Source organism: Serratia sp. 25CWL12 (genome assembly GCF_055790885.1).
The window spans coordinates 4,304,313-4,330,136 of record NZ_CM147698.1 but is presented as its reverse complement, the minus strand read 5'-3'; the positions used below and the strand labels follow the sequence as shown (position 1 = coordinate 4,330,136).

Below are 25,824 nucleotides of genomic sequence, written 5' to 3'. Positions count from 1 at the left end.
TTAGCCTCCTAGCTTGCTTTTATCACGGACCGCACCTTTATCAGCGCTGGTCGCTAACGACGCATAAGCACGTAGCGCATAGGACACCTGACGCTCACGGGCTTTCGGTGTCCAGGCTGCGTCACCACGAGCCAGTTCCGCCTGACGACGTGCCGCCAAGACACTCTCTGGGACATCCAGCACCATACTGCGTTGCGGAATATCAATGTCGATCATGTCGCCATCTTCGATCAACGCAATCAAGCCGCCATTGGCCGCCTCAGGGGAAACGTGACCAATTGATAAACCGGATGTACCACCCGAGAAGCGACCATCGGTGATCAACGCACAGGCTTTACCTAACCCCATGGACTTCAGATAGGTTGTCGGGTAGAGCATTTCTTGCATGCCCGGCCCGCCTTTTGGCCCTTCGTAGCGGATAACCACCACATCACCGGCCACCACTTTGCCCCCCAGGATAGCCTCAACGGCACAGTCCTGGCTCTCATACACTTTTGCCGGCCCACGGAATATCAGGTTGTCGTTATCCACACCCGCGGTTTTGACGATACTGCCATCTTCTGCCATATTGCCGAACAACACCGCCAATCCACCTTCCAGGCTGAACGCATTCTCCAGCGAGCGGATGCAACCCTCAACACGATCATCATCCAAGGTATCCCAACGGCAATCCTGCGAAAATGCCTGAGTAGTACGAATACCTGCCGGCCCGGCGCGGAACATCTTTTTCACGGCATCATCTTTGGTCAGCACGATGTCGTATTTTTCCAATGTTTCAGGCAGCTTCAACCCCAGGACGTTGTTAACATCACGGTTTAGCAAACCGGCACGGTCCAACTCCCCCAGAATCGCCAATACACCACCAGCGCGGTGCACATCTTCCATATGGTATTTTTGCGTACTGGGTGCCACTTTGCACAAGTGCGGTACCTTGCGGGAGAGTCGGTCTATATCCGCCATGGTGAAATCAATCTCACCTTCCTGCGCCGCTGCCAGCAAGTGCAGAACGGTGTTGGTGGAGCCACCCATGGCAATGTCCAGCGTCATGGCGTTTTCGAATGCCGCCTTGTTGGCGATACTGCGTGGCAGTACGTTGGCATCATCTTGCTCGTAGTAACGTTTGCATAAATCAACGATGCGCCGCCCCGCATTCAGGAACAGCTCTTTACGATCAGCGTGAGTCGCCAGCAGCGACCCATTACCCGGCAGTGATAAGCCAAGCGCTTCTGTCAGGCAGTTCATTGAGTTAGCGGTAAACATGCCCGAACAGGAACCACAAGTAGGGCAAGCAGAACGCTCGATTTGTTCACTGTCAGCATCGCTGACATTTGGGTTGGCCCCCTGGATCATCGCATCGATCAGGTCCAGCTTGATGATTTGGTCTGAAAGTTTGGTTTTCCCGGCTTCCATTGGGCCACCTGAAACAAAGACTACCGGAATATTGAGGCGCAGTGAGGCCATCAGCATTCCTGGGGTGATCTTGTCACAGTTAGAGATACACACCATGGCATCAGCGCAATGAGCATTCACCATATATTCCACGGAATCAGCAATCAGCTCGCGGGACGGCAGAGAGTAAAGCATGCCACCATGGCCCATAGCGATACCATCATCCACGGCGATGGTATTGAATTCCTTGGCTACCCCACCAGAAGCTTCTATCTGTTCTGCGACCAATTTGCCCAGATCACGCAAGTGCACATGGCCTGGAACAAACTGGGTAAAGGAGTTGACCACCGCAATAATCGGTTTACCGAAATCAGCGTCGGTCATCCCCGTGGCGCGCCACAAAGCGCGAGCTCCCGCCATGTTGCGGCCGTGGGTGGTGGTGGCAGAACGGTACTTAGGCATGTTTTCTTTACTCCAAATATATTATTTATATCCCCAAGTGACGTCGAAAGGGCGACAGGCCGTCACTGACATCAACTTGGGTATAACCCCGGCATCTTGACGATGCGGCGGACAGTTTGTTATTGATTCACCGGATCCAACCAGCCGTATTTATCGTCGGTCTTGCCGGTAAACAGGCCAAAGAATGCCTGCTGGATCTGTTTGGTGATAGGGCCACACTTGCCGATCCCTACCTGAATGCCATCCACACTACGTACCGGGGTAATTTCTGCCGCAGTACCGGACATAAACACTTCGTCGGCCAAATATAACGACTCGCGGGAAAGCACCTGTTCACGGACTTCAAAGCCCATATCTTGCGCCAGTTTAATGATCGCATCACGGGTGATACCCGGTAGAGCAGAAGAGGTAAACGGCGGGGTAAACAGGACACCGTCTTTCACTTCAAACAGGTTCTCCCCCGCCCCTTCAGAGATATAGCCATGAACATCGAGTGCAATGCCTTCCTGATAACCATGGCGGCGTGCTTCACTGCCCACCAGCAAGGAGGAAAGATAGTTGCCACCGGCTTTAGCAGCGGTAGGTAGCGTATTGGGTGCCACACGGTTCCAGGAAGAGACCATCGCATTAATACCTTGGTCCAATGCATCCTCCCCCAGATAAGCCCCCCAAGGGAATGCAGCAATAATCACGTCAGTTTTATAGCCATCTGGCGGATTAACCCCCATCCCCACATCACCAATAAACACCAGCGGACGAATATAAGCACTCACCAGATTGTTTTTACGCAGTGTTGCTCGGCAGGCTTCCATCAGTTCATCGACCGTTTGCGCCACTGGCATACGATAAATTTTTGCCGAATCATGCAGACGTTGCATATGTTCACGATGGCGGAAGACAACCGGGCCCAGATAGGAATCATAGCAGCGTACACCTTCAAACACCGAGGTCCCATAATGCAACGCATGTGACATTACGTGTACCTTGGCATCCGCCCAGGGAACCATATCGCCATTGAACCAAATGTAATCGGCTTTCTTGGTCATGTTCTATTCCTTCTTGCGCCATCAGGCACGTATCTGTTGTGCGGTTTGCTGCTGGATCTCAACACTGGAGATATCCATCAACTTACTTAACTGGGATGACAGTAAATCTACAGGACGTTGGCTGGCAACTGTCAATTCAATATTAATTTCGTCGCCGTTAATTTCTGTTGCCATATTCATCGCGCAGACCTGGAAACCACGATGACGTACAACGCGCAGTACCCGCTCTAATGTTTCAGGGCGGAAGCGGGCCTGGATCGAGAGTTGATGCTGCATCATGATACTTTCTCCAACATGGTTTCGTTACCTGCACCTGGCGGGACCAATGGCCAGACGTTCTCAAGTTCATCAATGGAAACCTGCAACAGATAAGGCCCTTGGCTGTTAAATAAAGCGTCAAGTGCATCTGCAACCTGATCTTTGCGGGTAATGCGTTGGCCCGGGATACCGAATGCGCTGGCCAGAATCAGAAAATCGGGGTTATCGGAAAGGTTGGTTTCGCTGTAACGTCCATCAAAAAACAGTTGTTGCCACTGGCGAACCATCCCTAAACGCTGGTTATCCAGTAACACAATCTTCAACGGCAACTGTTTCCGTTTTATCGTCCCCAGCTCTTGCACATTCATCATAAAAGAACCATCTCCAGAGACACAGATCACCGTATCTTCCGGACGCGCCATCTGGGCACCCACCGCCGCAGGAATACCAAAGCCCATGGTCCCCAGACCACTGGAAGTAATGAAATTCTCTGGCCGCGTGAAGCTCATGTGCTGTGCTGCCCACATCTGGTGCTGACCCACATCGGTTGTGACGACGGCGTTAGCAGGCATACGTTCAGACAATTGTTTAAGTAACAGCGGGGCGTAGATGGGTTGGCCGGGGTGATCATAGCGCCAAGGATGGGTTTCTTTCAGTTCCGCTATTCGTTGCAGCCAAGGGGAGATATTCAACGGTTGCTGCAATGCCGGCAGCAATTTTTTCAAATCCCCTTGTAGAGCAACATGCGCCTGACGTAGTTTGCTCATCTCCGCAGGGTCAATATCCATATGGATCACCTTGGCCTCGGGCGCGAAAGTATTCAGCTTGCCGGTCACCCGATCATCAAAACGAGCACCAACCGCAATCAACAAATCGCACTCCTGGACAGCAAAGTTGCCGGCTTTGGTCCCGTGCATACCCAACATGCCAAGGTAGTATGGAGAATTGGCATCTGCAGCCCCCAAGCCTTTCAAGGTCACCACGGTTGGGATTTGTGTAATAGCAGTGAACTCGCGCAGTTCCGCTACTGCCTGTGCTATGCCGACTCCGCCCCCCACATACAGCATCGGCTTTTTCGCTTGTGTCAGCAATTGTGCCGCAGCAGCCAGTTCAGCGGTGGGCTGCGCCAGTGTATCTTCCACCGGGCTCAAATGAGGCGGTAAATCCCCTTGTGCTAATTGGATATCTTTGGGGATATCGATCAACACCGGGCCAGGACGGCCACTAGTAGCAATGGCAAAGGCTTCCGTCATAATACCTGGCAGGGCTTCCAGCGACTCCACCAGAAAACTGTGCTTGGTACAAGCCAAAGAGAGACCCAGAACATCGACTTCCTGAAACGCGTCGGTACCAATAAACGCAGAACCTACCTGACCCGTGATGGCGACCACCGGTACTGAATCAAGCAGCGCATCGGCCAAACCGGTGATCAGGTTAGTGGCCCCAGGGCCGGAAGTCGCAATACAGACCCCCACTTTACCGCTGGAACGGGCGTAACCAATCGCCGCAATCACTGCCCCCTGTTCATGACGGCATAGCAAGTGTTCGACTCCACCATCATATAGCGCATCGTACACCGGCATGATAGCCCCACCCGGATAGCCGAATACCGTATCCACGCCTTGAGCTCGCAATGCTTGAACTACCCACTGGGCACCATTCATGGCTGTTTCCTCACATTGCTGTGGGAAGTGCAGTTTATTCTGTGACTCATCCTCTGCTCCTTATGTCCTTTTCTTTCGGCATAAAAAAACCCCCGAACTTTTGGGTACGGGGGTTATCTTGCGATTCCGGCTTGTTTTCTAAGCCTTTCTTCGTCCAAGTGCCGCCCCGCACGGTGGGATAATAATCACCACCACACTAATCACGACTAGGCTAATCACTTGGGCTAGGGCTTTCATAATCGAGTTGTTCACTGTATTCATCTTGAACCGATGTATACAGAGTTATCACAGTCACGAGTAAAATGGCAACTTTTTTTTGCGCTATTATTCGACTCAAACTAAAAACACCGGATAAAAACTGCCATAAATTCAATCAATAAAGCGGGATACTGGCCTGCTATTCCTGCCCCCGAAAATACCTGGCAATAGTGAAAACTCAACAGTGCCGAACCCTAAACCCGCTAGCGACTGACCTCACATGCGAACTGCTTAGAAAAAACCTAGCAGCTCACAGCAATAAATCAATTTTGATTTCCTGTTACTTCGCAAGTTAATCACACGCCAACAGCCAGCTCCTGAGACATCGCGCATGATATTGCCATCAGCAAGGAGAATAATATGTCACTGGCAGTCATTTATACCCGCGCCATAATCGGTGTGCAGGCGCCCTCGGTCATGGTAGAAGTTCATATCAGTAATGGCTTGCCTGGCCTCACCTTGGTTGGCCTACCGGAAACAACAGTAAAAGAGGCACGTGATCGAGTACGCAGTGCATTAATCAATAATGGGTTCACCTTCCCCGCTAAGCGCATCACCATCAACCTGGCCCCGGCTGACCTCCCCAAAGAAGGGGGGCGTTATGACTTGCCTATTGCATTAGGTATTCTCGCCGCGTCACAACAGCTCCCCAAAGATAAGCTGGCCGATTACGAGTTCCTCGGCGAATTAGCGCTTACCGGTGCATTACGCGCCGTCTACGGGGCCATTCCCGCTGCAATTGCGGCAACTGAGGCCAAGCGCGAACTGATTTTGGCCACCGCTAACGGTAAAGAGACCGGGCTACTGCCAAACAGCCAAACCCGCGTAGCGGAACATTTACTGGATGTCTGTGCATTCTTGCAGGGTAAAAAAGAACTCGCATTCGCTGTTGCGCAGCCTACTAGCCCAATCTCAACTGAAGGTGCAGACCTACTGGAGGTTATCGGCCAGGAACAAGCTAAACGAGCACTGGAAATCGCGGCAGCGGGTGGCCATAACCTATTGCTGCTCGGCCCACCAGGTACCGGCAAAACCATGCTGGCTAGCCGTCTTAATGGACTATTACCCCCATTAAGCGACCAGGAGGCACTGGAAAGCGTCGCCATTGCCAGTTTATTGCATAACCCAGATGAAACCTTACCCTGGCACCAACGGCCATTTCGTGCCCCACACCACAGCGCATCAATGGCCGCATTGGTTGGTGGCGGAACGTTACCACGACCCGGAGAGATATCGCTGGCCCATAATGGCGTGCTATTTCTTGATGAGTTACCGGAATTCGAACGCCGGGTACTGGATGCATTGCGTGAACCCCTGGAATCCGGTGAAATTATAATTTCACGTGCTGCGGCCAAAGTGCGGTTCCCTGCCAGGGTACAATTGATTGCCGCAATGAACCCCAGCCCAACCGGGCACTACCAAGGCGTTCATAACCGCACACCCCCACAACAGATCTTACGTTACCTCGGGCGGCTCTCAGGCCCCTTTCTTGATCGATTTGATTTATCCATTGAAGTACCACTATTACCGCCAGGTATGCTCGGTAAGCAGCGCCATGCTGGGGAAAGCAGCCTGCAGGTCCGCCAGCGAGTATTACAAGCACGCGAGCGCCAACTGGAGCGGGCAGGGAAAGTAAACGCGTTATTGAATAATCGTGAAATAGACCGCGATTGTCATTTACTCACCGCAGATGCAGAGTTTTTGGAAAAAACGCTAAATAAACTGGGATTATCGGTTCGTGCCTGGCATCGAATATTGAAAGTGGCTCGCACGCTGGCAGATTTGGCAGGGGAAAAAGATATCGATAAACGCCACCTCAGTGAAGCGCTGAGCTACCGCAGAATGGATCGCCTGTTGCTACAATTGCACCGTAGCCTGGCGTAAAAATGGGGCCGAGGGCCCCATGATGATTAATCGTCGCTTTCAGTGTAGTCTTCTACCGCATCAGCCTGTGGTTTGCCACCAGACAGGGTATGGAATTTTTTCGGGCGGCGAATACGCGCCAGATATTTCGACCATACTTTTTCTTGTTCCGTCACCGGTTCACGCTCGCCAAGACACACAGCAACGAACTGCTGTTCCTCTTCGGTCGCTGGCTGGCGTTTACCAGAATCCAACTCATTGAACGCATACCCAAAGCGCTCTAGCAATTGCGCTTCTTTAATGGTGAAATCGCCGTGACGGGAAAACCCGCGAGGATAGTGTTTATTATCAAAAAAACGATTGTTCGTGATGAAGCTATCCGCCATCTGACACGCTCCTAATTCTCTTATAGCCTTGCTACTTATGGCGCGGAGTATTAGATAGGCTTGAGACTGTGTAAAACAAAACATTTAAATCTTAACGACAAAAAAAATTGGAGATGGGTGTGGATACCGAATTACTGAAAACCTTTCTGGAGGTCAGTAGAACGCGTCACTTTGGCCGAGCAGCGGAATCCCTATACTTAACGCAATCTGCGGTAAGCTTTCGTATCCGCCAGCTTGAAAATCAATTAGGTACGAATTTATTTACCCGACACCGTAATAACATCCGTCTGACGCCCGCCGGGGAACGATTGTTACCCTACGCAGAAGACCTGATGAACACCTGGCAACTGGCAAAAAAAGAGGTCGTTAGATCGCTACAGCACACTGAACTGTCAATAGGTGCGACAGCAGCGCTCTGGGAGGCCTGCTTGACCCCTTGGTTACAATCACTCTACCAGCAGCGTGAAGCCCTACAGCTTGAAGCCAGGATAGCGTTACGCGACTCACTGGTAAAACAACTCCATGAAAGGCAACTCGACTTACTGATCACCACCGAACCGCCAAAAATGGATGAGTTGGCAAGCCAGTTAATGGGGAACTTCTCGTTACGTCTATTTTCATCGGCATTACACAACAAGCAAACCCCGATGCCCTACATCAAGCTGGAATGGGGAGCCGATTTTCACCAGCAACAAAGTCACATGCTGGAGGGCGATAATATGCCGGTACTTACCACCACGTCAGCACACTTGGCTTACCAATTACTGCAGACCACAGGGGGATGCGCTTTCCTTCCCAGTCAGTGGGAACAAGAGTACCCACAATTGATCGCGATTGCCGAGGTCCCACCGGTTATTCGTCCGTTGTACGCCGTCTGGCTGCAAAACAGTGATCAGCGGCCATTAATCTCTCAGCTACTGGAAATACCCTTAAACAGTGCCAGCGATACCCAAGCTCATTCAAATGCTGAGTAGGCGGTAAATATGCCATCTGGTGGCGTTTACAAGGTCAAACAACTGTTTACAAGGTCAAACAACTGAGGGAATAAGTTGGCAGATAAGCAACATGCATGCGGTAAAGTAGCAACACTATAAGGTGATTCAAGACAATAAGGGAATTCAAGGATGATGGTTCTAATTTGAACACTGCTTGAGTTCTTCCAATAGATCATCGATAAATCAAATGACTAAGTGTTCCCTTATAGCTTGGATGGTGGCAAGAGTTGTATGGTAGCGGGGAGTTGGATGGTGGCGGGAATCTGTTGCTCTCAGGATTTCAAAAACGACTCGCTAAAAAGCCGCTTATCTCTTTATCCATCGCTGAAAAGAGAGATAAAAAAAAAACCCTTTGCCTAAGCAAAGGGTTTTAAATTTATGGCAGGGGCGGAGAGACTCGAACTCCCAACACCCGGTTTTGGAGACCGGTGCTCTACCAATTGAACTACGCCCCTAAATAAGGGTGGCGGAACGGACGGGGCTCGAACCCGCGACCCCCTGCGTGACAGGCAGGTATTCTAACCAACTGAACTACCGCTCCACCGATTCTTTCACGTTGCATCGCTTATCGCTTGATGCAGGCAAAACTGCAATTTTACAGTCTTGCTCATTATCAGATGTCACCCTGATAACGTTATTTGGATGCCTGGCAGTGTCCTACTCTCACATGGGGAGACCCCACACTACCATCGGCGCTACGGCGTTTCACTTCTGAGTTCGGCATGGGATCAGGTGGGACCACCGCGCTAAGGCCGCCAGGCAAATTCTTTTGTCAGAGCTCAGGATCCAGAGGTCAGAAAAAACATGACCGGCTGATTACCCCAAAATCTAACGAATACTTAAATTCTCTGTCACAAGCTGAAACTCTGTCTCTCAAAATCCACACCCACTGTGTTGTCTGATATCTGGCATCGGATGCCTGATATCCAGAACCAAAACACCTTTGGTGTTGTAAGGTTAAGCCTCACGGTTCATTAGTACTGGTTAGCTCAATACATCGCTGCACTTACACACCCAGCCTATCAACGTCTTAGTCTTAAACGTTCCTTCAGGGACCTTAAAGGCCCAGGGAAGACTCATCTCGAGGCAAGTTTCGCGCTTAGATGCTTTCAGCGCTTATCTTTTCCGCACTTAGCTACCGGGCAGTGCCATTGGCATGACAACCCGAACACCAGGGGTGCGTTCACTCCGGTCCTCTCGTACTAGGAGCAAACCCTCTCAATCTTCCAACGCCCACGGCAGATAGGGACCGAACTGTCTCACGACGTTCTAAACCCAGCTCGCGTACCACTTTAAATGGCGAACAGCCATACCCTTGGGACCTACTTCAGCCCCAGGATGTGATGAGCCGACATCGAGGTGCCAAACACCGCCGTCGATATGAACTCTTGGGCGGTATCAGCCTGTTATCCCCGGAGTACCTTTTATCCGTTGAGCGATGGCCCTTCCATTCAGAACCACCGGATCACTAAGACCTACTTTCGTACCTGCTCGAGCCGTCACTCTCACAGTCAAGCTGGCTTATGCCTTTGCACTAACCTCACGATGTCCGACCGTGATTAGCCAACCTTCGTGCTCCTCCGTTACTCTTTGGGAGGAGACCGCCCCAGTCAAACTACCCACCAGACACTGTCCTCACCCCAGATTATGGGGCCGAGTTAGAACATCAAACATTAAAGGGTGGTATTTCAAGGTTGGCTCCATGCAGACTGGCGTCCACACTTCAAAGCCTCCCACCTATCCTACACATCAAGGCTCAATGTTCAGTGTCAAGCTATAGTAAAGGTTCACGGGGTCTTTCCGTCTTGCCGCGGGTACACTGCATCTTCACAGCGAGTTCAATTTCACTGAGTCTCGGGTGGAGACAGCCTGGCCATCATTACGCCATTCGTGCAGGTCGGAACTTACCCGACAAGGAATTTCGCTACCTTAGGACCGTTATAGTTACGGCCGCCGTTTACTGGGGCTTCGATCAAGAGCTTCGCGTTGCCGCTAACCCCATCAATTAACCTTCCAGCACCGGGCAGGCGTCACACCGTATACGTCCACTTTCGTGTTTGCACAGTGCTGTGTTTTTATTAAACAGTTGCAGCCAGCTGGTATCTGCGACTGGCTTCAGCTCCAGGAGTAAATCCCTTCACCTAACGCCAGCGTGCCTTCTCCCGAAGTTACGGCACCATTTTGCCTAGTTCCTTCACCCGAGTTCTCTCAAGCGCCTGAGTATTCTCTACCTGACCACCTGTGTCGGTTTGGGGTACGATTAAATGTTACCTGATGCTTAGAGGCTTTTCCTGGAAGCAGGGCATCAACTACTTCATCTCCGTAGAGACTCGTCATCGTGCCTCAGGGTTGATAGTAAACCGGATTTGCCTGGTCTACCCCCCTACACACTTGAACCGGGACAACCGTCGCCCGGATAGCCTAGCCTTCTCCGTCCCCCCTTCGCAGTAACACCCAGTACAGGAATATTAACCTGTTTCCCATCGACTACGCTTTTCAGCCTCGCCTTAGGGGTCGACTCACCCTGCCCCGATTAACGTTGGACAGGAACCCTTGGTCTTCCGGCGAGCGGGCTTTTCACCCGCTTTATCGTTACTTATGTCAGCATTCGCACTTCTGATACCTCCAGCAACCCTCACAGGTCACCTTCGCAGGCTTACAGAACGCTCCCCTACCCAACAACGCCTAAGCGTCGCTGCCGCAGCTTCGGTGCATGGTTTAGCCCCGTTACATCTTCCGCGCAGGCCGACTCGACCAGTGAGCTATTACGCTTTCTTTAAATGATGGCTGCTTCTAAGCCAACATCCTGGCTGTCTGTGCCTTCCCACATCGTTTCCCACTTAACCATGACTTTGGGACCTTAGCTGGCGGTCTGGGTTGTTTCCCTCTTCACGACGGACGTTAGCACCCGCCGTGTGTCTCCCGTGATAACATTCTTCGGTATTCGCAGTTTGCATCGGGTTGGTAAGCCGGGATGGCCCCCTAGCCGAAACAGTGCTCTACCCCCGAAGATGAATTCACGAGGCGCTACCTAAATAGCTTTCGGGGAGAACCAGCTATCTCCCGGTTTGATTGGCCTTTCACCCCCAGCCACAAGTCATCCGCTAATTTTTCAACATTAGTCGGTTCGGTCCTCCAGTTAGTGTTACCCAACCTTCAACCTGCCCATGGCTAGATCACCGGGTTTCGGGTCTATACCTTGCAACTATTCGCCCAGTTAAGACTCGGTTTCCCTACGGCTCCCCTATTCGGTTAACCTTGCTACAAAATATAAGTCGCTGACCCATTATACAAAAGGTACGCAGTCACCTAACAAGTAGGCTCCCACTGCTTGTACGTACACGGTTTCAGGTTCTATTTCACTCCCCTCGCCGGGGTTCTTTTCGCCTTTCCCTCACGGTACTGGTTCACTATCGGTCAGTCAGGAGTATTTAGCCTTGGAGGATGGTCCCCCCATATTCAGACAGGATAACACGTGTCCCGCCCTACTCATCGAACTCACAATCTGTGCATCTTCGTGTACGGGACTATCACCCTTTACTGTGCGACTTTCCAGACGCTTCCACTGACACACAAACTGATTCAGGTTCTGGGCTCTTCCCCGTTCGCTCGCCGCTACTAGGGGAATCTCGGTTGATTTCTTTTCCTCGGGGTACTGAGATGTTTCAGTTCCCCCGGTTCGCCTCCTGCCACTATGTATTCATGACAGGATAGTGCAACGAATTGCACTGGGTTTCCCCATTCGGGTATTGTCGGTTGTAACGGTTCATATCACCTTACCGACACTTTTCGCAGATTAGCACGCCCTTCATCGCCTCTGACTGCCTAGGCATCCACCGTGTACGCTTAGTCGCTTAACCTCACAACCCGAAAGTGTCTTGCTGTCTAACGACAGGTCACTTTGTGCTGTGATTATTTGAGAGACTCTTTCAACGTCATCAATGTCAGTTAACTCATTGATGCGCTGAAGTTTCAATTTTCAGCTTGTTCCAGATTGTTAAAGAGCAATATCTTAAACATGACTCCACAGAATCATCTTTAAGATAAGAAGTATCGTCAGATACTGAAGACCGCCGCTTTCACCGGGATGGTCGGAAGCAGTTGGCGTCCCCTAGGGGATTCGAACCCCTGTTACCGCCGTGAAAGGGCGGTGTCCTAGGCCTCTAGACGAAGGGGACACGACACCGTACTTTTATGACGCTTTTGCTCATTACTGTTCATCAGACAATCTGTGTGAGCACTTCACGCGAAGCAATATCTTTAGGTAAGGAGGTGATCCAACCGCAGGTTCCCCTACGGTTACCTTGTTACGACTTCACCCCAGTCATGAATCACAAAGTGGTAAGCGCCCTCCCGAAGGTTAAGCTACCTACTTCTTTTGCAACCCACTCCCATGGTGTGACGGGCGGTGTGTACAAGGCCCGGGAACGTATTCACCGTAGCATTCTGATCTACGATTACTAGCGATTCCGACTTCATGGAGTCGAGTTGCAGACTCCAATCCGGACTACGACGTACTTTATGAGGTCCGCTTGCTCTCGCGAGGTCGCTTCTCTTTGTATACGCCATTGTAGCACGTGTGTAGCCCTACTCGTAAGGGCCATGATGACTTGACGTCATCCCCACCTTCCTCCGGTTTATCACCGGCAGTCTCCTTTGAGTTCCCGACCGAATCGCTGGCAACAAAGGATAAGGGTTGCGCTCGTTGCGGGACTTAACCCAACATTTCACAACACGAGCTGACGACAGCCATGCAGCACCTGTCTCACGGTTCCCGAAGGCACCAAGGTATCTCTACCAAGTTCCGTGGATGTCAAGAGTAGGTAAGGTTCTTCGCGTTGCATCGAATTAAACCACATGCTCCACCGCTTGTGCGGGCCCCCGTCAATTCATTTGAGTTTTAACCTTGCGGCCGTACTCCCCAGGCGGTCGATTTAACGCGTTAGCTCCGGAAGCCACGCCTCAAGGGCACAACCTCCAAATCGACATCGTTTACAGCGTGGACTACCAGGGTATCTAATCCTGTTTGCTCCCCACGCTTTCGCACCTGAGCGTCAGTCTTTGTCCAGGGGGCCGCCTTCGCCACCGGTATTCCTCCAGATCTCTACGCATTTCACCGCTACACCTGGAATTCTACCCCCCTCTACAAGACTCTAGCTTGCCAGTTTCAAATGCAGTTCCCAAGTTAAGCTCGGGGATTTCACATCTGACTTAACAAACCGCCTGCGTGCGCTTTACGCCCAGTAATTCCGATTAACGCTTGCACCCTCCGTATTACCGCGGCTGCTGGCACGGAGTTAGCCGGTGCTTCTTCTGCGAGTAACGTCAATGTGATGCGCTATTAACACATCACCCTTCCTCCTCGCTGAAAGTGCTTTACAACCCTAAGGCCTTCTTCACACACGCGGCATGGCTGCATCAGGCTTGCGCCCATTGTGCAATATTCCCCACTGCTGCCTCCCGTAGGAGTCTGGACCGTGTCTCAGTTCCAGTGTGGCTGGTCATCCTCTCAGACCAGCTAGGGATCGTCGCCTAGGTGAGCCATTACCCCACCTACTAGCTAATCCCATCTGGGCACATCCGATGGTGTGAGGCCCGAAGGTCCCCCACTTTGGTCTTGCGACGTTATGCGGTATTAGCTACCGTTTCCAGTAGTTATCCCCCTCCATCAGGCAGTTTCCCAGACATTACTCACCCGTCCGCCGCTCGTCACCCAGGGAGCAAGCTCCCCTGTGCTACCGCTCGACTTGCATGTGTTAAGCCTGCCGCCAGCGTTCAATCTGAGCCATGATCAAACTCTTCAATTAAAAGCTTGATTTGCTAAGTTAATAGCGATGCTCAAAGATTACTGCATGAATTTTACTTACATGAGTCACTCTTTAAGACTTGATATTTTTTTGTTGCCGAAGCAACTGGATATCGTCTTTGTGAGTGCCCACACAGATTGTCTGATAAATTGTTAAAGAGCGTGGTTACCAAAACTTCCGGTAACGCGGGAGGCAGATAATACGCTTTCCCGCTAAAGAGTCAACCTTTTTCTCTACAAGAGACAGTGTTTTCACCGGGTTGCTTCTTCCTGCCTAGGCGACTTGTCAGCCGTTGTTCCCGAGCAGTGGAGGCGCATTATAGGGAGTTCTCAGTTCGCCGCAACCCCTAAATTCAATTTTTTGTTCAACCGTCTAATGTTTAATCAAAAGCCATCTAAAGTGGCAACTTTTTCAACGAGTTGAAGCCATATTCCTGCAATACGGGCGATATAGCATCAGTAGCCTGATTGAATGTCATACAATACGCAAGGTTCTCTTCCTGAGTTGAGATCAGATTCTCTTGGGTAGCGATCAGCCAAGCAGCCCGACGCGCAATCGCCGCCCCGGAATCCACTAATCGCGTCCCTTCAGGTAATACCTGCGTCAGTTCCTCAGCCAACAACGGGAAATGGGTACACCCCAGTACTACCGTGTCAGGTGGCTCACGCATGCTCAACCACGGCTGTAGTATTTTCTTTAGTGTCGCCATAGGTACTGGTTCACCGTGTAACTTGGCCTCGGCGAGTTCAACCAGTTCTGAGGAACCCAACAATTCGATTTTGCAATCCTTGGCGAAACGCTCAATCAATTCGCGCGTATAAGTGCGCTGAACCGTGCCACGAGTTGCTAATAAACCGACGACACCGTTAGCTGTGAGCTTAACCGCTGGTTTGATGGCAGGAACGACCCCCACCACCGGGAAGGTGAAGCTCTCTCGCAGCGCAGGTAAAGAAACGGTACTGGCAGTATTACAAGCGATGATAACGAGAGCCAAGGGGTGGTGTTGCTGAACCGCACTGACGATTTCCAGCACACGCTCAATGATAAATTCTTCGGATTTTTCACCATAGGGGAAAGCGACATTATCAAAGGCATATATATAGTGGAGATCCGGCAGCAATTGCCGAACCTCTTGATACACAGACAGCCCGCCGACACCGGAATCAAAGATCAATACCGAGGGGCGGGAGATCGCAGTGGTGTTAGAAGGTATAGCTTCCAGTGAGGTGGTATTCTCTTCCTGGTGTTGCGTAGCCATATGCCGTCTCATACTCTTTATCAAACAGGTTGGCGATTCTACCACGAACTGTCAGATGTGAGGTGACCGGATATGAGACAGCAACATCCCATAGACTGACACCCCCCAGTTTGACGCTCTGGTTAGGATAGACGTTATAGTTCTTATCATACCGCTCTCCTAAGTATTGATAAGTGACCGCCCAATCAAAATCATAAACCTGCCAATCCAATTCATATTTTACCAGTTGTTTGGAGCGACGCAGCAGTGTCTCATTAGTTTTGCGATTGCGCGGATCGACATAATCATAAGAAAGTTGATGAGTCAGCGGGCCGGTGTCAAATGACGCCGTGGCTTCAACCCCTTTAATCTTCGCCTGATCCACATTGTAATAAGCAAACTCACCCCCTTTTTGAGCGTAGTCGATCAGGTTATCGATATCGTTCTGATATCCCGTTACCCGCCAGCTTACCGGACCGGTCAAGCCTTCAAAACCGCCTTCCCACTGTTTGCTTTCTTCTGGCTTCAGGTCCGGGTTGCCCCAAGTACCGCCGTAAAGCTGGCCCAAATTTGGCCCTTTGAATGCTGTGCCGTAAGAGATAATGGCTCGATAACCTTCAATAAACTCCCATGAAGTACTGGCTTGCCAAGTATTGTGCCAACCAAACTGCGAGCTATCATCGCCACGTAGCGCGCCTTCCAAAATCACCGTATCAATTTGCTGCTGAGCTGTTAGATACAAACCCGTATTGCGCCGACTTTTGCTATCAGTGATATAAGCCGTACCGGGTTCCAGCTTTTGCTCCTGCCAATCGACCCCAGTGCTGATGCTACCTTGCCCAACCTTGACGTTGTTGCCCCACTGAAGATTATATTGCGTGGTGTCATCCAGCGTAGACGAAGCGGAATAACGACCATATTTCGGGTCATAATTATAATCTTTGCTATGGCTATAGCTGGCCGTCAATTGCGTGGCATAAATACCTTGGTGATAGCGTAAGCCACTGTCCCAAGACTGGCTGTATAGCTGGCGGGTATCCGGTAATGCATCAAAATTTACCGGGTCGTTAAAGCTATAGAAACCATCATAGGACGTGCGGTTATCGTAACCATAGCCGCGCACAAACCCCTGCAGTTGCCCACTGAATTGATGTTGCAGCTCACCATACAGCGACTTGCTCATAAAACCATCACGATCCGGTTGTGCCGGGTTACCAAAGCTGTCCGGCAGACCGGCGACCACATCATAACCTTTGCTATAGGTGTAATTACCCGCCATGGTGGCGATAGTTTTGTCACCCAATTGCTGCTGGGTCGCGCCGTCATAAGCCTGAAAACCATTGGAGCCGATGCCAGCCGAAAGGGCAGAACCATTCTTTTCACGGGTGGTGATAATGTTGACCACCCCACCAATCGCGTCTGAGCCATAGACTGCCGAGCGGGAGCCACGGATAAACTCCACTCTCTGTACCAGTGAAATGGGAATTTGGCTCAGGTCAGAAGAACCACTGATCCCTGCCTGGTTCAAGCGGACACCATTAATCAATAGCAGGACATGCCGTGATTCTGTACCACGGATAAATAGTGCGGAGCTCTGCCCCATCCCACCATTTTGCGCGATATCCACCCCTGGCAAGCGGCGCATAACATCAACCAGGCTTTTAGCCTGCCAACGCTCAATATCATTACGGGTCACAACAGAGGTGGGAGCTAACACGGAGGAAACTGGCTGAGGAAAGCGATTGGCTGTCACCACCAGGTTGTCGCTATCATTGGTTACGGTGTTGTCTTGCGCCCATGCTGAAAGTGCTGTTGTGGAGGAAACCACCACCAGCAGTACATTTTTTATCATTGTCATTACGAAAAGCATCCAAACTTATCATTGGCGGATGCCGCAGAGCCACGGCCGATAATCGCGACAGCTATGGATATTGCGACGTACACCGGCAGGTTTTCGGGCTTGGGATTTGCTGATTGCCATTAGCAACCCGCACCGGGCGATGACTTCCCATCCAGCAGTGGACAGTGTCTATGTTGTTTAAACCTGATATACCCTTGGTTTTTTAGGCTGCAGAGCCGTTATGCTGGCGGACTTGTTACACTATTGCCGCTATCTGCACCTTGAATAAACCCGAGTATCAACTCAAGATTAAAACGCTATCGCCGTGACTTCCCCATACCGCTGCGCGTCAGCTCCAGATTTGCACTGGATTCCCTTTTCACTCGCTGCTTGAGACCGGACGCTCATGCTACCGCCAATAAAAATGGATGTCTAGATTGCCAATTGTGTTTCGAATTAGCATCGGCAAAGTTGGACTTCATCGAACGATGCCCTACAATCGCCGCTGTTCCAATTAGCCTGACGAGAATGAACCATGACACCCGAGACTTTGCCCACTGAACGCTATGATGATCAACTGGCAGAAAAAACTGCCCGCCTGAAGACCATGATGTCTCCGTTTATGGCACCCGAGCCGGAAGTGTTTCGCTCGCCAGTCAGCCACTATCGCATGCGGGCAGAGTTCCGTATCTGGCATGATGAAGAAGATATGTATCACATCATGTTTGATCAGCAGACCAAACAACGCATTCGTGTAGATTCTTTCCCTGCGGCCAGTGAGCTGATCAACCGCCTGATGAGCGCGTTAATGGCAGCACTCAAGCCCAACCCGGTGCTGCGCCATAAATTATTCCAAATTGATTATCTCTCTACCCAGAGCGGGAAAATCATTGCCTCTTTACTGTACCACCGCAAATTAGACGAGCAGTGGCAGCAAGCGGCCTCAGCATTGCGTGATACCTTACGTGCACAGGGGTTCGACCTCCAACTCATTGGCCGAGCCTCAAAAATGAAGGTGGTACTGGATCAGGATTATATTGATGAAGTCCTGCCCGTTGGCGGTCGTAATATGATTTATCGGCAGGTGGAAAACAGCTTCACTCAGCCCAATGCGGCGATCAACGTGCAAATGTTGGAATGGGCGCTAGATGTGACTCAGGATTCCAAAGGCGACCTACTGGAACTGTATTGCGGTAACGGTAACTTCTCACTGGCACTGGCGCGCAACTTCGAACGGGTGTTGGCCACTGAGATCGCTAAACCGTCGGTGGCTGCAGCGCAATACAACATCGCTGCCAATCATATCGACAACGTACAGATTATCCGTATGGCCGCCGAAGATTTCACCCAAGCGATGCAGGGAGTACGCGAGTTCAACCGGTTAAAGGGGATCGATTTGAGCAGTTACCACTGCGAGACGATTTTCGTCGATCCTCCGCGTAGTGGGTTAGATGCTGAAACAATAAAGATGGTACAAGCCTACCCTCGCATCCTTTATATCTCCTGCAACCCGGAAACACTGTGTGCCAACCTCGACACGTTGCAAGCCACACACAAAATTACCCGCCTGGCACTGTTTGATCAGTTCCCTTACACCCACCATATGGAAGCGGGTGTGATGCTAGAACGCATTGAAGGCAAATAGTGGCCTGACGCCCAATGAATCAGAGCAGCAATTTATGGGTGTGCTCGCAACTCGGTGACCAATTTTTCTTGACCACTACAATCCGCTCAATCCTGTTTTTCTCTTGAGCTCTCTGGAAACAGTGGATTGACTGAGGCTTAGCAGTTTAGCGATACGACTTTACGAGCAACTGCTTTTCTTTAGTGCTTCGATCTGGCATCGTTGACCCTTGGTCAGCTGTCGATATTGTCTCATTTTGTGCATCTCTTGCTGGAGAGCAAAAGGTGAGCTTACCAGCAGCTAACCTTTCCTTCTCAGCTGTCGCAAGTTACGCACTTGGTAGTTGAATCTAAGAATCATGAACGACCACATAAAGCCAATGGTAGAAAACCACCATTAATGGCCACATAACTTCTACTTTTAACTTCGGCTAAAAATGGGAGGATTACCCCGAACAGTCAACGCCGGTTTGATTTTTTCTGTCTGACTACCACTATTAGGCGGTCTACCAAAAATCCCCCATGATCTTTAGTGCCAGGAAAGATGACGCGTAGCGTCTTGGGACTGGTTAAGAATTCTGATCACGCTAATAACAGACGCGGTAGGAATAAAAAAGATCACATGCCGTTCAACAGGCAATGAGTAAATCCCTTTACCAAGTTCCGGTCTTGCCACACCAATATCGTGCGTCGCCAAGACATCGAAAATGTCAGAAAACCGATAAATATAGTCGTCTGCTTTAGCAGAACCAAATTGTTCACGGCTATATAGCCATATGGTTTCTAAATCCTCGCTGGCCTTTGGCGTCAGCTTAATCACTTTCATGGGCGTTAGTCTTCGCTTTCATATGCTGCAAAAAGGCCTCTTTATCCCATGTGACAGGGGCACCACTGCTGACGCCTTCAGCCAAAAGATCGCGAAGTATCTGCAGACGAGATTCAGCCTGCTTTTCACGAAGTAGACGTAAGGCATCACGCAGCACTTCGCTCTGAGTTCGATAATCTCCTGACTTTACTGAAGTATCGATAAATTCTCGGAGTTCATCCCCCACATCAACCGTAATCGTTCTAGCCATAAATACCCCTTGTAAGATTATTTCTTACAAGAGTATAAATGTTATCGTGCACTATCTCCAGTAAGGCGGTGATGGATGCAGGGGAAACCCCAACAGCCCCAGAGCACCCTGTTCATCCTTAGAACTCGACGGCATCACACAATTTTTTGCCTTATTTATTACCTGTAGACGGGGCTGAATATCATTTTCAGAAGACAGCTTCACCTGTTTACTGGTTGTGCGGCAGTCAACATAGCCAGCCAGTTTAAATACAGCGTGTCAAATTTCTAAGCTGCCTATGCGGCAGTGGACGACTGACGATAATCGGGCTGCATTACCCGGTATCTACATCACCCACAAGAAAAGCCTGCTGATGATCGGCCCGACGGGGTGCGGAAAAAGCTGGATAGCCAACGCGCTGGATAAGCAGGCGTGCCGACAGAAACACAGCGTCCAGTACTGGCGTATCGGTCGGTTACTGGAAATGCTGGCGCAGGGCCGAGTTGACGGCAGCTGGCTGAAACACCTGAAACAGCTGCAAAAAACGCAGGTGCTTATCCTGGACGATCTGGTTCTGGAGCCACTGACCAACGCGCAATGTAAAGATCTGCTGGAAATAGTGGAAGACCGGTACGGGCAAAGCAGCACCCTGGTGGTGAGCCAGTTCCCGGTGGATAAGTGGCACGGGTTGATGGAGAACCCAACCACAGCAGATGCCATCCTGGACAGACTGGTGCATAACGCCCACAGGCTGGTCCTGAAAGGTGAATCGATGAGTAAAAGCAAAACGGCAGTGGAAAGTGAGGAAAAAAGAGGTTAAAAAGCAGTAGAAAAAGTTAAAGCATCCCGGGTGATCGAATGGATACGAAACACTGATCGAACTTCGATGCCAATCCGTGATCGAACAGAGCGGAATACGCAGACTGAAACTCCCACGCCTGACGAACTTCAATAAACTCAGGTTCAGGCCATATTTCCTCTTTTGCAAAAATACTTAGTCCATTGTATTTCTGAGAGAAAGCTAGAAAGTTACCAGGAATTTTGATGCCTGTCGTTTGTTCAACCAGATCAGTAGATTCCTGTGACGGAGGACGCGATATGACAAGATCAAATTCATCTCTGCTGACTGTCTTAGCAATTTTTATCATTTCATTGCAGAATTGTTCTGATGACATTAATTAATATTCCTTTTTAATAAAATAACGGTGATAGCTCCAATCAGTAGAACTAAATTTACCATAACACCCGTTATCGGCATTACTGAAAATGTGAACGCAATCGAATAAGCATAAAAATAATTCACTAATAGATTGAAACACTGATTAGCCCGATTGCATAGATAATACGCGGCATAATTTCGTACCGCCAGGGACTTAGTCCCTCAAACGAGTAAGTAAGGAAAGACAGATGGCAAAACATCGGTCTGGGCAAGAATGTCCCAAAACAGGTACATATCGTCAATATCATGATACCGATAACTCATATGCCGGTTTTGAATATGATAGCCATGTGAGCAAAGGTGATAAATTCCCACCAAGCAAAAACAATCACTACTTCAAAGAGAAGTAGAATCACTTCGTTAGTCTTTACAAAAAGCCCTACGGGGCTTTTTGTACCTACAGATCCCTCTGATTGAACATAACATCTATAATAAAAACTGATATTTGTTGTTTTTTTATACATAAGACGTATAAATATCCTAGGATTATTCCAAGGAGATCATTCGAATGCTTAAGACTGTACATTTGTGTCTATTGTCAGCTTTAGTCACGTCTCTGTTTTTTAACAATATCGCCACAGCAAAAGGAACAGTGTCAGACGAACAGGTAAAACAGTCCATCATTAATGAATCAATAGCAGCCTATCCTGGAACGTGTGCATGCCCCTTTAACACTGCAAGAAATGGCAGCTCTTGTGGCGGTCGCAGCGCATGGAGTAAAGCTGGAGGGTATTCACCGATCTGCTACAAAAAAGAAGTCACGAAAGAGATGATCAAACAATGGCGGGATTCTCACTCAATCACTAATTGAAGCTATCCTCTCATTCAATCAATGCCTCTCACCCAGCCGCATGTTATTCCTGATAGCCACACTTTGAATTTAACATAAGACTAGTTCCACGCAGACACACCACACAGCCAGGCCAGAATATCTCTGGCGGCGTTTCCGGTAGCTAAGGGATGAAACGGAGAGTAAACACCCTGGAAAACTACCGGAAACCCGCCTGATAAATATTAACCTGATGCATACCTATGCAACCAGATGATTTGACCGCAGTTTTACGTCAAACAGATGATGTAAGCCCTGTTTTGACACAAGTCTCCCTTCTGAGCCGTCAAAGCGCCGCTCCCAGCCCTTCACCAATACACGATTTTCGGGCTTTGCCTTGCTACACTCCCACCATGAGCAACACCTCACACTACGAAAATGCCACCTACAGCCCAGGAAGTTAATTTCTAAGCTGCCTGTGCGGCAGTGAACAGATACTCGTCACCAATGAAGCGGCGGGGTTGTTGACTACAGTTATTCCCCTCATCCATGAGGTTCACCCTGCGGGCCCGCGCAAGCCCGGTTCAAAACGCACTGCGTTTTGTCCTGCAACTTCATTGAACTTGGGTATATACCCGTGATCAATGAAGATACTTGAGCAAGCCTTTTATTAAGGAAAGCGTGCTGAAGGGGTCGTAGCGGCGTCAGCCGCCGGAGCGCCCCTCAGTGCGATTGTCCCGAGTATCTCGGGTTATCAGGCAACTTGAATGATTTTTGGTATATACATCAACGATTACCGAAAACATGAGCGGTGACACAACTACACGGCCGGAACAACGAATTAAGATTACCAGTCAGCCACTCAACACCAAGCAATATAGTATGACAAATTATCTCAATTTTGTGAGCTATAGAGCATCTCAATACGATATTATTGGTTTAAACATAGACAGTTAGTTTGTTTTTTGATTTTAATAGTCACACTAATAAATATGCCGGAGATGTCTGATGGCGCTTGATAGTTCACCTTTTCTCTCTCACTACGATATTGCCGACCTCAAGACTCATCTACACCGCGATACTCTGCCCGGCAAAACCTTCCGCCAGCAGCAGCAACAGCTTGCGACCTGGTTGCAGCAACCACTATGGATACCCAGCCACGGCGAAGGCGGCGGGCCAGAACACGCACAGCATAAACTCAACTATCAGATGATGGATCTGGCAGGGTTGCACTGGCTATTGAGCGGGGATGAGCGCTATCGCGACAGGGTGCTTACGTTACTGAGCGGTTATGCCGATATCTACCCCACACTCGGTAGCGCCGCCAGTCGCGATAGCAATCCACCGGGACGGCTGTTCCACCAGACACTCAACGAAGATATGTTTTTACTCTACGCCTCCAGCGCCTGGGCCTGCGTCAAAGGCTCAGCAAGCCCGCAAATGCGCGCCCATATTGAGTCTAAGCTGTTGTGTCTGATGGTGCAGGAGGCGTTAACCGTACACAGCGACACATTCGATATTGTGCACAACCACGGCATGTGGTCAGTGGCCGCCATTGCCATCTGCGGCTACGTCACCAACCACCCGGAATGGGTTGAAATTGCCCTGCATGGGCGGCGGTGCGACGACGTCAGCGGGGGCTTCTATGCCCAACTTGATCAGCTGTTTTCCATCGATGGTTACTATATCGAAGGGCTTTACTATCAGCGTTTCGCCCTGCGTCCTCTGCTACTGCTGGCCACCGCCATCGACCGTTTTCAACCCACACTAAACATCTGGGAGTATCGGGAACGTTTGATCCACCGAGCCTGCCTTGCCCTGTTTGATATGGCCTTTCCTGACGGCTCACTTCCTGCGCTAAACGACGCATCAAAAACCATGAATCTACGGGATGAAGGGGCGTTACTGGCCGTCAGCCTGTGCCGTCAGCACTACGGCGCTTCGGCTCAGCTCTCGGCGCTAGCTCAATATCAGCAACAGTGTTGGCTCTGCCGCGGTGCGCTGGAACTGAGCGACGATGTTAACCACACCAGCCCGCCACGCCGTTCGCAACTCATTCGCGACGGAGTGAATGGCGAGCGCGGGGCTGGTGGTATTCTACGTGCGCAGCCCTTGGGCGAGCATGAGAGCATGGCCCTTCTTTGGTGGGGAGGACACGGCAACATCGCCGGGATGCACAGCGCGCTAAATCATGGCCATTTCGATGGTCTCCACCTGAGCTACTTTACTCAGGGCGTTGAGATCCTGCAGGACTACGGCTTTGCCCGCTGGGTTAACATCGAACCGAAGTTTGGCGGTCGCTACGAGCCAGAGAATCATAGCTATGCAAAACAAACGGTTGCCCACAACACGGTGGTGGTCGATGAAGGATGCCAGAATGGGGGTGACAAAGAACGCGCCACCGAACGCTATGGCACTACCCACTTTTTTCGTGGAGATACCCCACATCAGGCAATGAGCGCTATTCTCGAAGGCTACTGGCCCGGCGTATTACAGCAACGCACGGTGCTATTGCTACAGCTTGCACAGTGTGAGCGCCCGCTGTTGGTGGATCTGTTCAGCCTACACAGCGATAACCACCATCAGTATGACTATTGCCTACATACACTGGGGCAAATTATCCATAGCAGCCTCCCGCTTGATGCTCCCGCCGTACGCTCACCGCTCGGCGCTGCCCATGGTTATCAGCACCTCTGGCGCTGTGCGAGCAGCCAGATTGCGGCATTTGAGAGCCTGCAACTCAGTTGGCTTCAGCACAACCGCTTTTACACCCTCACCAGCATGCTTCCACAATCAGGTGAACTCATTATTGCCCGAACGGGTGCTAGTGACCCCGCGTTCAACCTGCGCGAAGAACCCGCATGGCTACTGCGAACCCAGGCGCAGAGCACCGTATTCGCCAACGTGCTGGAATGTCATGGTGAGTTTGATGAATCGCGGGAGATTTCACGCCAAGCGCGGGGGAATGTACAAAGCGTGCTAATTGAACAGCATTCGCCAGAGCAAACCACCCTGCTGATTCACTTCCATCAGGGCGAGCCCTGCCGGGTGGTCGTCGACAACCGCCCCGAACATGGCACATTTAGCGTCGGTTGATTAAAGGCGGTGCTTACTGGCGTCCATCATACCGAGGGACGCTTGAAATGCCGCCTCTGCATCCCCGGCCATAATCGCCTTATAGATACGCTCGTGGTCATCAAGGCACATGCCCCCTTCTTTCGAGGAATGGCTGATAAACCATTTAAAAACCGTGGTCAGAACGTTACCAAACGGCTGATAGAAGCAGTTACCCGATGACATAAAGATAATGCGATGGAAACGGGTATCGGCGTCAACCCACTTATCGGCATCAAAATCATGCGCCAAGCGGCACATTTCCTCCCAGGTCTGAGACAGTTCAATGCACTGCTCACGAGTGGCATTAATTGCCGCAAGACGCGTAGCGTGTGGTTCAATCACCCGACGAAATTCAAGAAACTGCTGATACATCTCCAGCGTTCCTTCCATGCCGCTTAACCACTCTAACAACTGGACATCCAGAATGTTCCAGTAAGTACGAGCACGCACGCGGGTGCCGGTTTTTGGGCGTGACTCAACCAGACCTTTGGAGGAGACCAACTTCAGGGCTTCACGCAGCGCCGTACGGCTGACGCCAAGTTGTTCACAGAGATCAACTTCCGCAGGCAACACCGTGCCCGGCGTAAGCTGGCCGGAGAAAATCTTCCGCGCGATGTCGCTGGCAATGAGCCCATCCAGGCCACGCTGTGTTGTCGTAATCGTTGTGAAGTTCATGCTTTTGTCATACCTGAACAAAAGTAAGTATCCTACGGCAAAACCGGGGTTTACCGAATTAATTATGGGCCAGTGTAGCATACCCGGGTGCCGTGATTACCGCCCGAGGGCAATTATGTTGAATTTATCCGGATTTTTTGCATCGCCTTGAATTAAAAAAT

Annotated in this window: 18 protein-coding genes, 3 tRNA genes, 3 rRNA genes, 1 pseudogene and 1 riboswitch; of the genes and pseudogenes, 7 read left to right on the top strand and 18 right to left on the bottom strand. The window is 50.5% G+C overall.

From position 1 onward, the window contains the following. The 5 genes from ilvD to ilvL all read right to left on the bottom strand — a co-directional run bounded on the left by ilvD (position 1) and on the right by ilvL (position 5,056). Positions 1 to 1,851, bottom strand: a complete 1,851-nt coding sequence (gene ilvD, locus ACX9GV_RS18850) for a dihydroxy-acid dehydratase (RefSeq protein WP_473196524.1) — start codon at positions 1,849 to 1,851, stop codon at positions 1 to 3. A gap of 119 nt (positions 1,852 to 1,970) precedes the next feature. Then, positions 1,971 to 2,897: a branched-chain amino acid transaminase gene (locus tag ACX9GV_RS18845; RefSeq protein WP_473196523.1), complete on the bottom strand. Its 927-nt coding sequence runs from the start codon at positions 2,895 to 2,897 to the stop codon at positions 1,971 to 1,973. A 21-nt stretch (positions 2,898 to 2,918) separates the two neighbouring features. Further along, entirely contained in the window at positions 2,919 to 3,176 is a 258-nt protein-coding gene (gene ilvM / locus ACX9GV_RS18840) for an acetolactate synthase 2 small subunit (RefSeq protein WP_023489247.1), read from the bottom strand. Next, positions 3,173 to 4,819 (bottom strand): acetolactate synthase 2 catalytic subunit, encoded by a 1,647-nt coding sequence (ilvG, locus tag ACX9GV_RS18835; protein WP_473196522.1) that lies wholly within the window; start codon positions 4,817 to 4,819, stop codon positions 3,173 to 3,175. The genes ilvM and ilvG overlap by 4 nt, the downstream gene beginning before the upstream one ends. Before the next feature lie 138 nt (positions 4,820 to 4,957). Continuing rightward, positions 4,958 to 5,056, bottom strand: coding sequence for an ilv operon leader peptide (gene ilvL / locus ACX9GV_RS18830; RefSeq protein WP_071681478.1), 99 nt, complete (start codon positions 5,054 to 5,056; stop codon positions 4,958 to 4,960). Positions 5,057 to 5,437: 381 nt separating this feature from the next. On the opposite strand from ilvL, the gene ACX9GV_RS18825 reads away from it, so the two are divergent. Then, entirely contained in the window at positions 5,438 to 6,961 is a 1,524-nt protein-coding gene (locus tag ACX9GV_RS18825) for a YifB family Mg chelatase-like AAA ATPase (protein ID WP_473196521.1), read from the top strand. A gap of 26 nt (positions 6,962 to 6,987) precedes the next feature. Here ACX9GV_RS18825 and ACX9GV_RS18820 read toward each other — a convergent pair whose 3' ends face one another. Beyond that, on the bottom strand, positions 6,988 to 7,326 hold the full coding sequence (locus ACX9GV_RS18820) for a MaoP family protein (RefSeq protein ID WP_023489250.1): 339 nt from the start codon (positions 7,324 to 7,326) through the stop codon (positions 6,988 to 6,990). Between the two features lie 119 nt (positions 7,327 to 7,445). On the opposite strand from ACX9GV_RS18820, the gene hdfR reads away from it, so the two are divergent. Continuing rightward, positions 7,446 to 8,300: an HTH-type transcriptional regulator HdfR gene (hdfR, locus tag ACX9GV_RS18815; RefSeq protein ID WP_473196520.1), complete on the top strand. Its 855-nt coding sequence runs from the start codon at positions 7,446 to 7,448 to the stop codon at positions 8,298 to 8,300. Positions 8,301 to 8,700: 400 nt separating this feature from the next. Here the strand turns inward: hdfR and ACX9GV_RS18810 are convergent. The 8 genes from ACX9GV_RS18810 to btuB all read right to left on the bottom strand — a co-directional run bounded on the left by ACX9GV_RS18810 (position 8,701) and on the right by btuB (position 17,223). Beyond that, positions 8,701 to 8,776 (bottom strand) — tRNA-Trp (locus ACX9GV_RS18810). A 9-nt stretch (positions 8,777 to 8,785) separates the two neighbouring features. Beyond that, positions 8,786 to 8,862 (bottom strand) — tRNA-Asp (locus ACX9GV_RS18805). A 103-nt stretch (positions 8,863 to 8,965) separates the two neighbouring features. After that, positions 8,966 to 9,081: ribosomal RNA gene (gene rrf, locus ACX9GV_RS18800) — 5S ribosomal RNA — on the bottom strand. Between the two features lie 193 nt (positions 9,082 to 9,274). Continuing rightward, a 23S ribosomal RNA gene (locus ACX9GV_RS18795) occupies positions 9,275 to 12,181 on the bottom strand. 242 nt (positions 12,182 to 12,423) lie between these two features. After that, a tRNA-Glu gene (locus tag ACX9GV_RS18790) sits at positions 12,424 to 12,499 on the bottom strand. A gap of 87 nt (positions 12,500 to 12,586) precedes the next feature. Next, a 16S ribosomal RNA gene (locus tag ACX9GV_RS18785) occupies positions 12,587 to 14,128 on the bottom strand. The 16S, 23S and 5S rRNA genes sit together here with 3 tRNA genes alongside, the layout of an rRNA operon. 394 nt (positions 14,129 to 14,522) lie before the next feature. Further along, positions 14,523 to 15,386 (bottom strand): glutamate racemase, encoded by an 864-nt coding sequence (murI, locus tag ACX9GV_RS18780; protein WP_473196519.1) that lies wholly within the window; start codon positions 15,384 to 15,386, stop codon positions 14,523 to 14,525. After that, complete coding sequence (btuB, locus tag ACX9GV_RS18775) at positions 15,331 to 17,223, bottom strand: TonB-dependent vitamin B12 receptor BtuB (protein ID WP_473196518.1); 1,893 nt, start codon at positions 17,221 to 17,223, stop codon at positions 15,331 to 15,333. The genes murI and btuB overlap by 56 nt, the downstream gene beginning before the upstream one ends. A 70-nt stretch (positions 17,224 to 17,293) precedes the next feature. Next, a riboswitch (cobalamin riboswitch) is annotated at positions 17,294 to 17,618 on the bottom strand. A gap of 122 nt (positions 17,619 to 17,740) precedes the next feature. Between btuB and trmA the strand changes: the two genes are divergently transcribed. Next, positions 17,741 to 18,850: a tRNA (uridine(54)-C5)-methyltransferase TrmA gene (trmA, locus tag ACX9GV_RS18770; protein WP_473196517.1), complete on the top strand. Its 1,110-nt coding sequence runs from the start codon at positions 17,741 to 17,743 to the stop codon at positions 18,848 to 18,850. Positions 18,851 to 19,357: 507 nt separating this feature from the next. On the opposite strand, the gene ACX9GV_RS18765 is transcribed toward trmA, so the two are convergent. Together ACX9GV_RS18765 and ACX9GV_RS18760 are read right to left on the bottom strand one after the other, a co-directional pair. Continuing rightward, entirely contained in the window at positions 19,358 to 19,654 is a 297-nt protein-coding gene (locus ACX9GV_RS18765; RefSeq protein ID WP_473196516.1) for a type II toxin-antitoxin system RelE/ParE family toxin, read from the bottom strand. Beyond that, entirely contained in the window at positions 19,641 to 19,904 is a 264-nt protein-coding gene (locus ACX9GV_RS18760; RefSeq protein ID WP_473196515.1) for a type II toxin-antitoxin system ParD family antitoxin, read from the bottom strand. Before ACX9GV_RS18760 ends, ACX9GV_RS18765 begins: the two co-directional genes overlap by 14 nt. A gap of 304 nt (positions 19,905 to 20,208) precedes the next feature. On the opposite strand from ACX9GV_RS18760, the pseudogene ACX9GV_RS18755 reads away from it, so the two are divergent. After that, positions 20,209 to 20,703, top strand: a pseudogene (locus ACX9GV_RS18755) (ATP-binding protein); the annotation flags it as partial. Between the two features lie 16 nt (positions 20,704 to 20,719). On the opposite strand, the gene ACX9GV_RS18750 reads toward ACX9GV_RS18755, so the two are convergent. Continuing rightward, on the bottom strand, positions 20,720 to 21,058 hold the full coding sequence (locus ACX9GV_RS18750; protein WP_473196514.1) for a hypothetical protein: 339 nt from the start codon (positions 21,056 to 21,058) through the stop codon (positions 20,720 to 20,722). 232 nt (positions 21,059 to 21,290) lie between these two features. Here ACX9GV_RS18750 and ACX9GV_RS18745 point away from each other — a divergent pair, with 232 nt between their 5' ends. The 3 genes from ACX9GV_RS18745 to ACX9GV_RS18735 all read left to right on the top strand — a co-directional run bounded on the left by ACX9GV_RS18745 (position 21,291) and on the right by ACX9GV_RS18735 (position 24,967). Next, positions 21,291 to 21,452 carry a hypothetical protein gene (locus tag ACX9GV_RS18745; protein WP_473196513.1) on the top strand — a complete coding sequence of 54 codons (162 nt, stop codon included), beginning with the start codon at positions 21,291 to 21,293 and terminating at the stop codon, positions 21,450 to 21,452. Positions 21,453 to 21,610: 158 nt separating this feature from the next. Next, positions 21,611 to 21,913, top strand: coding sequence for a hypothetical protein (locus ACX9GV_RS18740; RefSeq protein ID WP_473196512.1), 303 nt, complete (start codon positions 21,611 to 21,613; stop codon positions 21,911 to 21,913). Between the two features lie 966 nt (positions 21,914 to 22,879). After that, the gene (locus tag ACX9GV_RS18735) at positions 22,880 to 24,967 is read left to right on the top strand and encodes a heparinase II/III domain-containing protein (protein WP_473196511.1); all 2,088 of its coding nucleotides are present in this window, start codon (positions 22,880 to 22,882) and stop codon (positions 24,965 to 24,967) included. Here the strand turns inward: ACX9GV_RS18735 and ACX9GV_RS18730 are convergent, their stop codons facing one another. Continuing rightward, positions 24,968 to 25,663 (bottom strand): FadR/GntR family transcriptional regulator, encoded by a 696-nt coding sequence (locus tag ACX9GV_RS18730; protein ID WP_473196510.1) that lies wholly within the window; start codon positions 25,661 to 25,663, stop codon positions 24,968 to 24,970. It abuts the gene before it with no gap. Between the last annotated feature and the right edge of the window lie 161 nt (positions 25,664 to 25,824).

What these genes read in the sequence shown, in the direction of transcription:
- ilvD (WP_473196524.1), bottom strand. Translation starts at nt 1,851, where the DNA reads ATGCCTAAGTACCGTTCTGCCACCACCACCCACGGCCGCAACATGGCG.
- ACX9GV_RS18845 (WP_473196523.1), bottom strand. Translation starts at nt 2,897, where the DNA reads ATGACCAAGAAAGCCGATTACATTTGGTTCAATGGCGATATGGTTCCC.
- ilvM (WP_023489247.1), bottom strand. Translation starts at nt 3,176, where the DNA reads ATGATGCAGCATCAACTCTCGATCCAGGCCCGCTTCCGCCCTGAAACA.
- ilvG (WP_473196522.1), bottom strand. Translation starts at nt 4,819, where the DNA reads ATGAATGGTGCCCAGTGGGTAGTTCAAGCATTGCGAGCTCAAGGCGTG.
- ilvL (WP_071681478.1), bottom strand. Translation starts at nt 5,056, where the DNA reads ATGAAAGCCCTAGCCCAAGTGATTAGCCTAGTCGTGATTAGTGTGGTG.
- ACX9GV_RS18825 (WP_473196521.1), top strand. Translation starts at nt 5,438, where the DNA reads ATGTCACTGGCAGTCATTTATACCCGCGCCATAATCGGTGTGCAGGCG.
- ACX9GV_RS18820 (WP_023489250.1), bottom strand. Translation starts at nt 7,326, where the DNA reads ATGGCGGATAGCTTCATCACGAACAATCGTTTTTTTGATAATAAACAC.
- murI (WP_473196519.1), bottom strand. Translation starts at nt 15,386, where the DNA reads ATGGCTACGCAACACCAGGAAGAGAATACCACCTCACTGGAAGCTATA.
- btuB (WP_473196518.1), bottom strand. Translation starts at nt 17,223, where the DNA reads ATGACAATGATAAAAAATGTACTGCTGGTGGTGGTTTCCTCCACAACA.
- trmA (WP_473196517.1), top strand. Translation starts at nt 17,741, where the DNA reads ATGACACCCGAGACTTTGCCCACTGAACGCTATGATGATCAACTGGCA.
- ACX9GV_RS18765 (WP_473196516.1), bottom strand. Translation starts at nt 19,654, where the DNA reads ATGAAAGTGATTAAGCTGACGCCAAAGGCCAGCGAGGATTTAGAAACC.
- ACX9GV_RS18760 (WP_473196515.1), bottom strand. Translation starts at nt 19,904, where the DNA reads ATGGCTAGAACGATTACGGTTGATGTGGGGGATGAACTCCGAGAATTT.
- ACX9GV_RS18750 (WP_473196514.1), bottom strand. Translation starts at nt 21,058, where the DNA reads ATGTCATCAGAACAATTCTGCAATGAAATGATAAAAATTGCTAAGACA.
- ACX9GV_RS18745 (WP_473196513.1), top strand. Translation starts at nt 21,291, where the DNA reads ATGGCAAAACATCGGTCTGGGCAAGAATGTCCCAAAACAGGTACATAT.
- ACX9GV_RS18740 (WP_473196512.1), top strand. Translation starts at nt 21,611, where the DNA reads ATGCTTAAGACTGTACATTTGTGTCTATTGTCAGCTTTAGTCACGTCT.
- ACX9GV_RS18735 (WP_473196511.1), top strand. Translation starts at nt 22,880, where the DNA reads ATGGCGCTTGATAGTTCACCTTTTCTCTCTCACTACGATATTGCCGAC.
- ACX9GV_RS18730 (WP_473196510.1), bottom strand. Translation starts at nt 25,663, where the DNA reads ATGAACTTCACAACGATTACGACAACACAGCGTGGCCTGGATGGGCTC.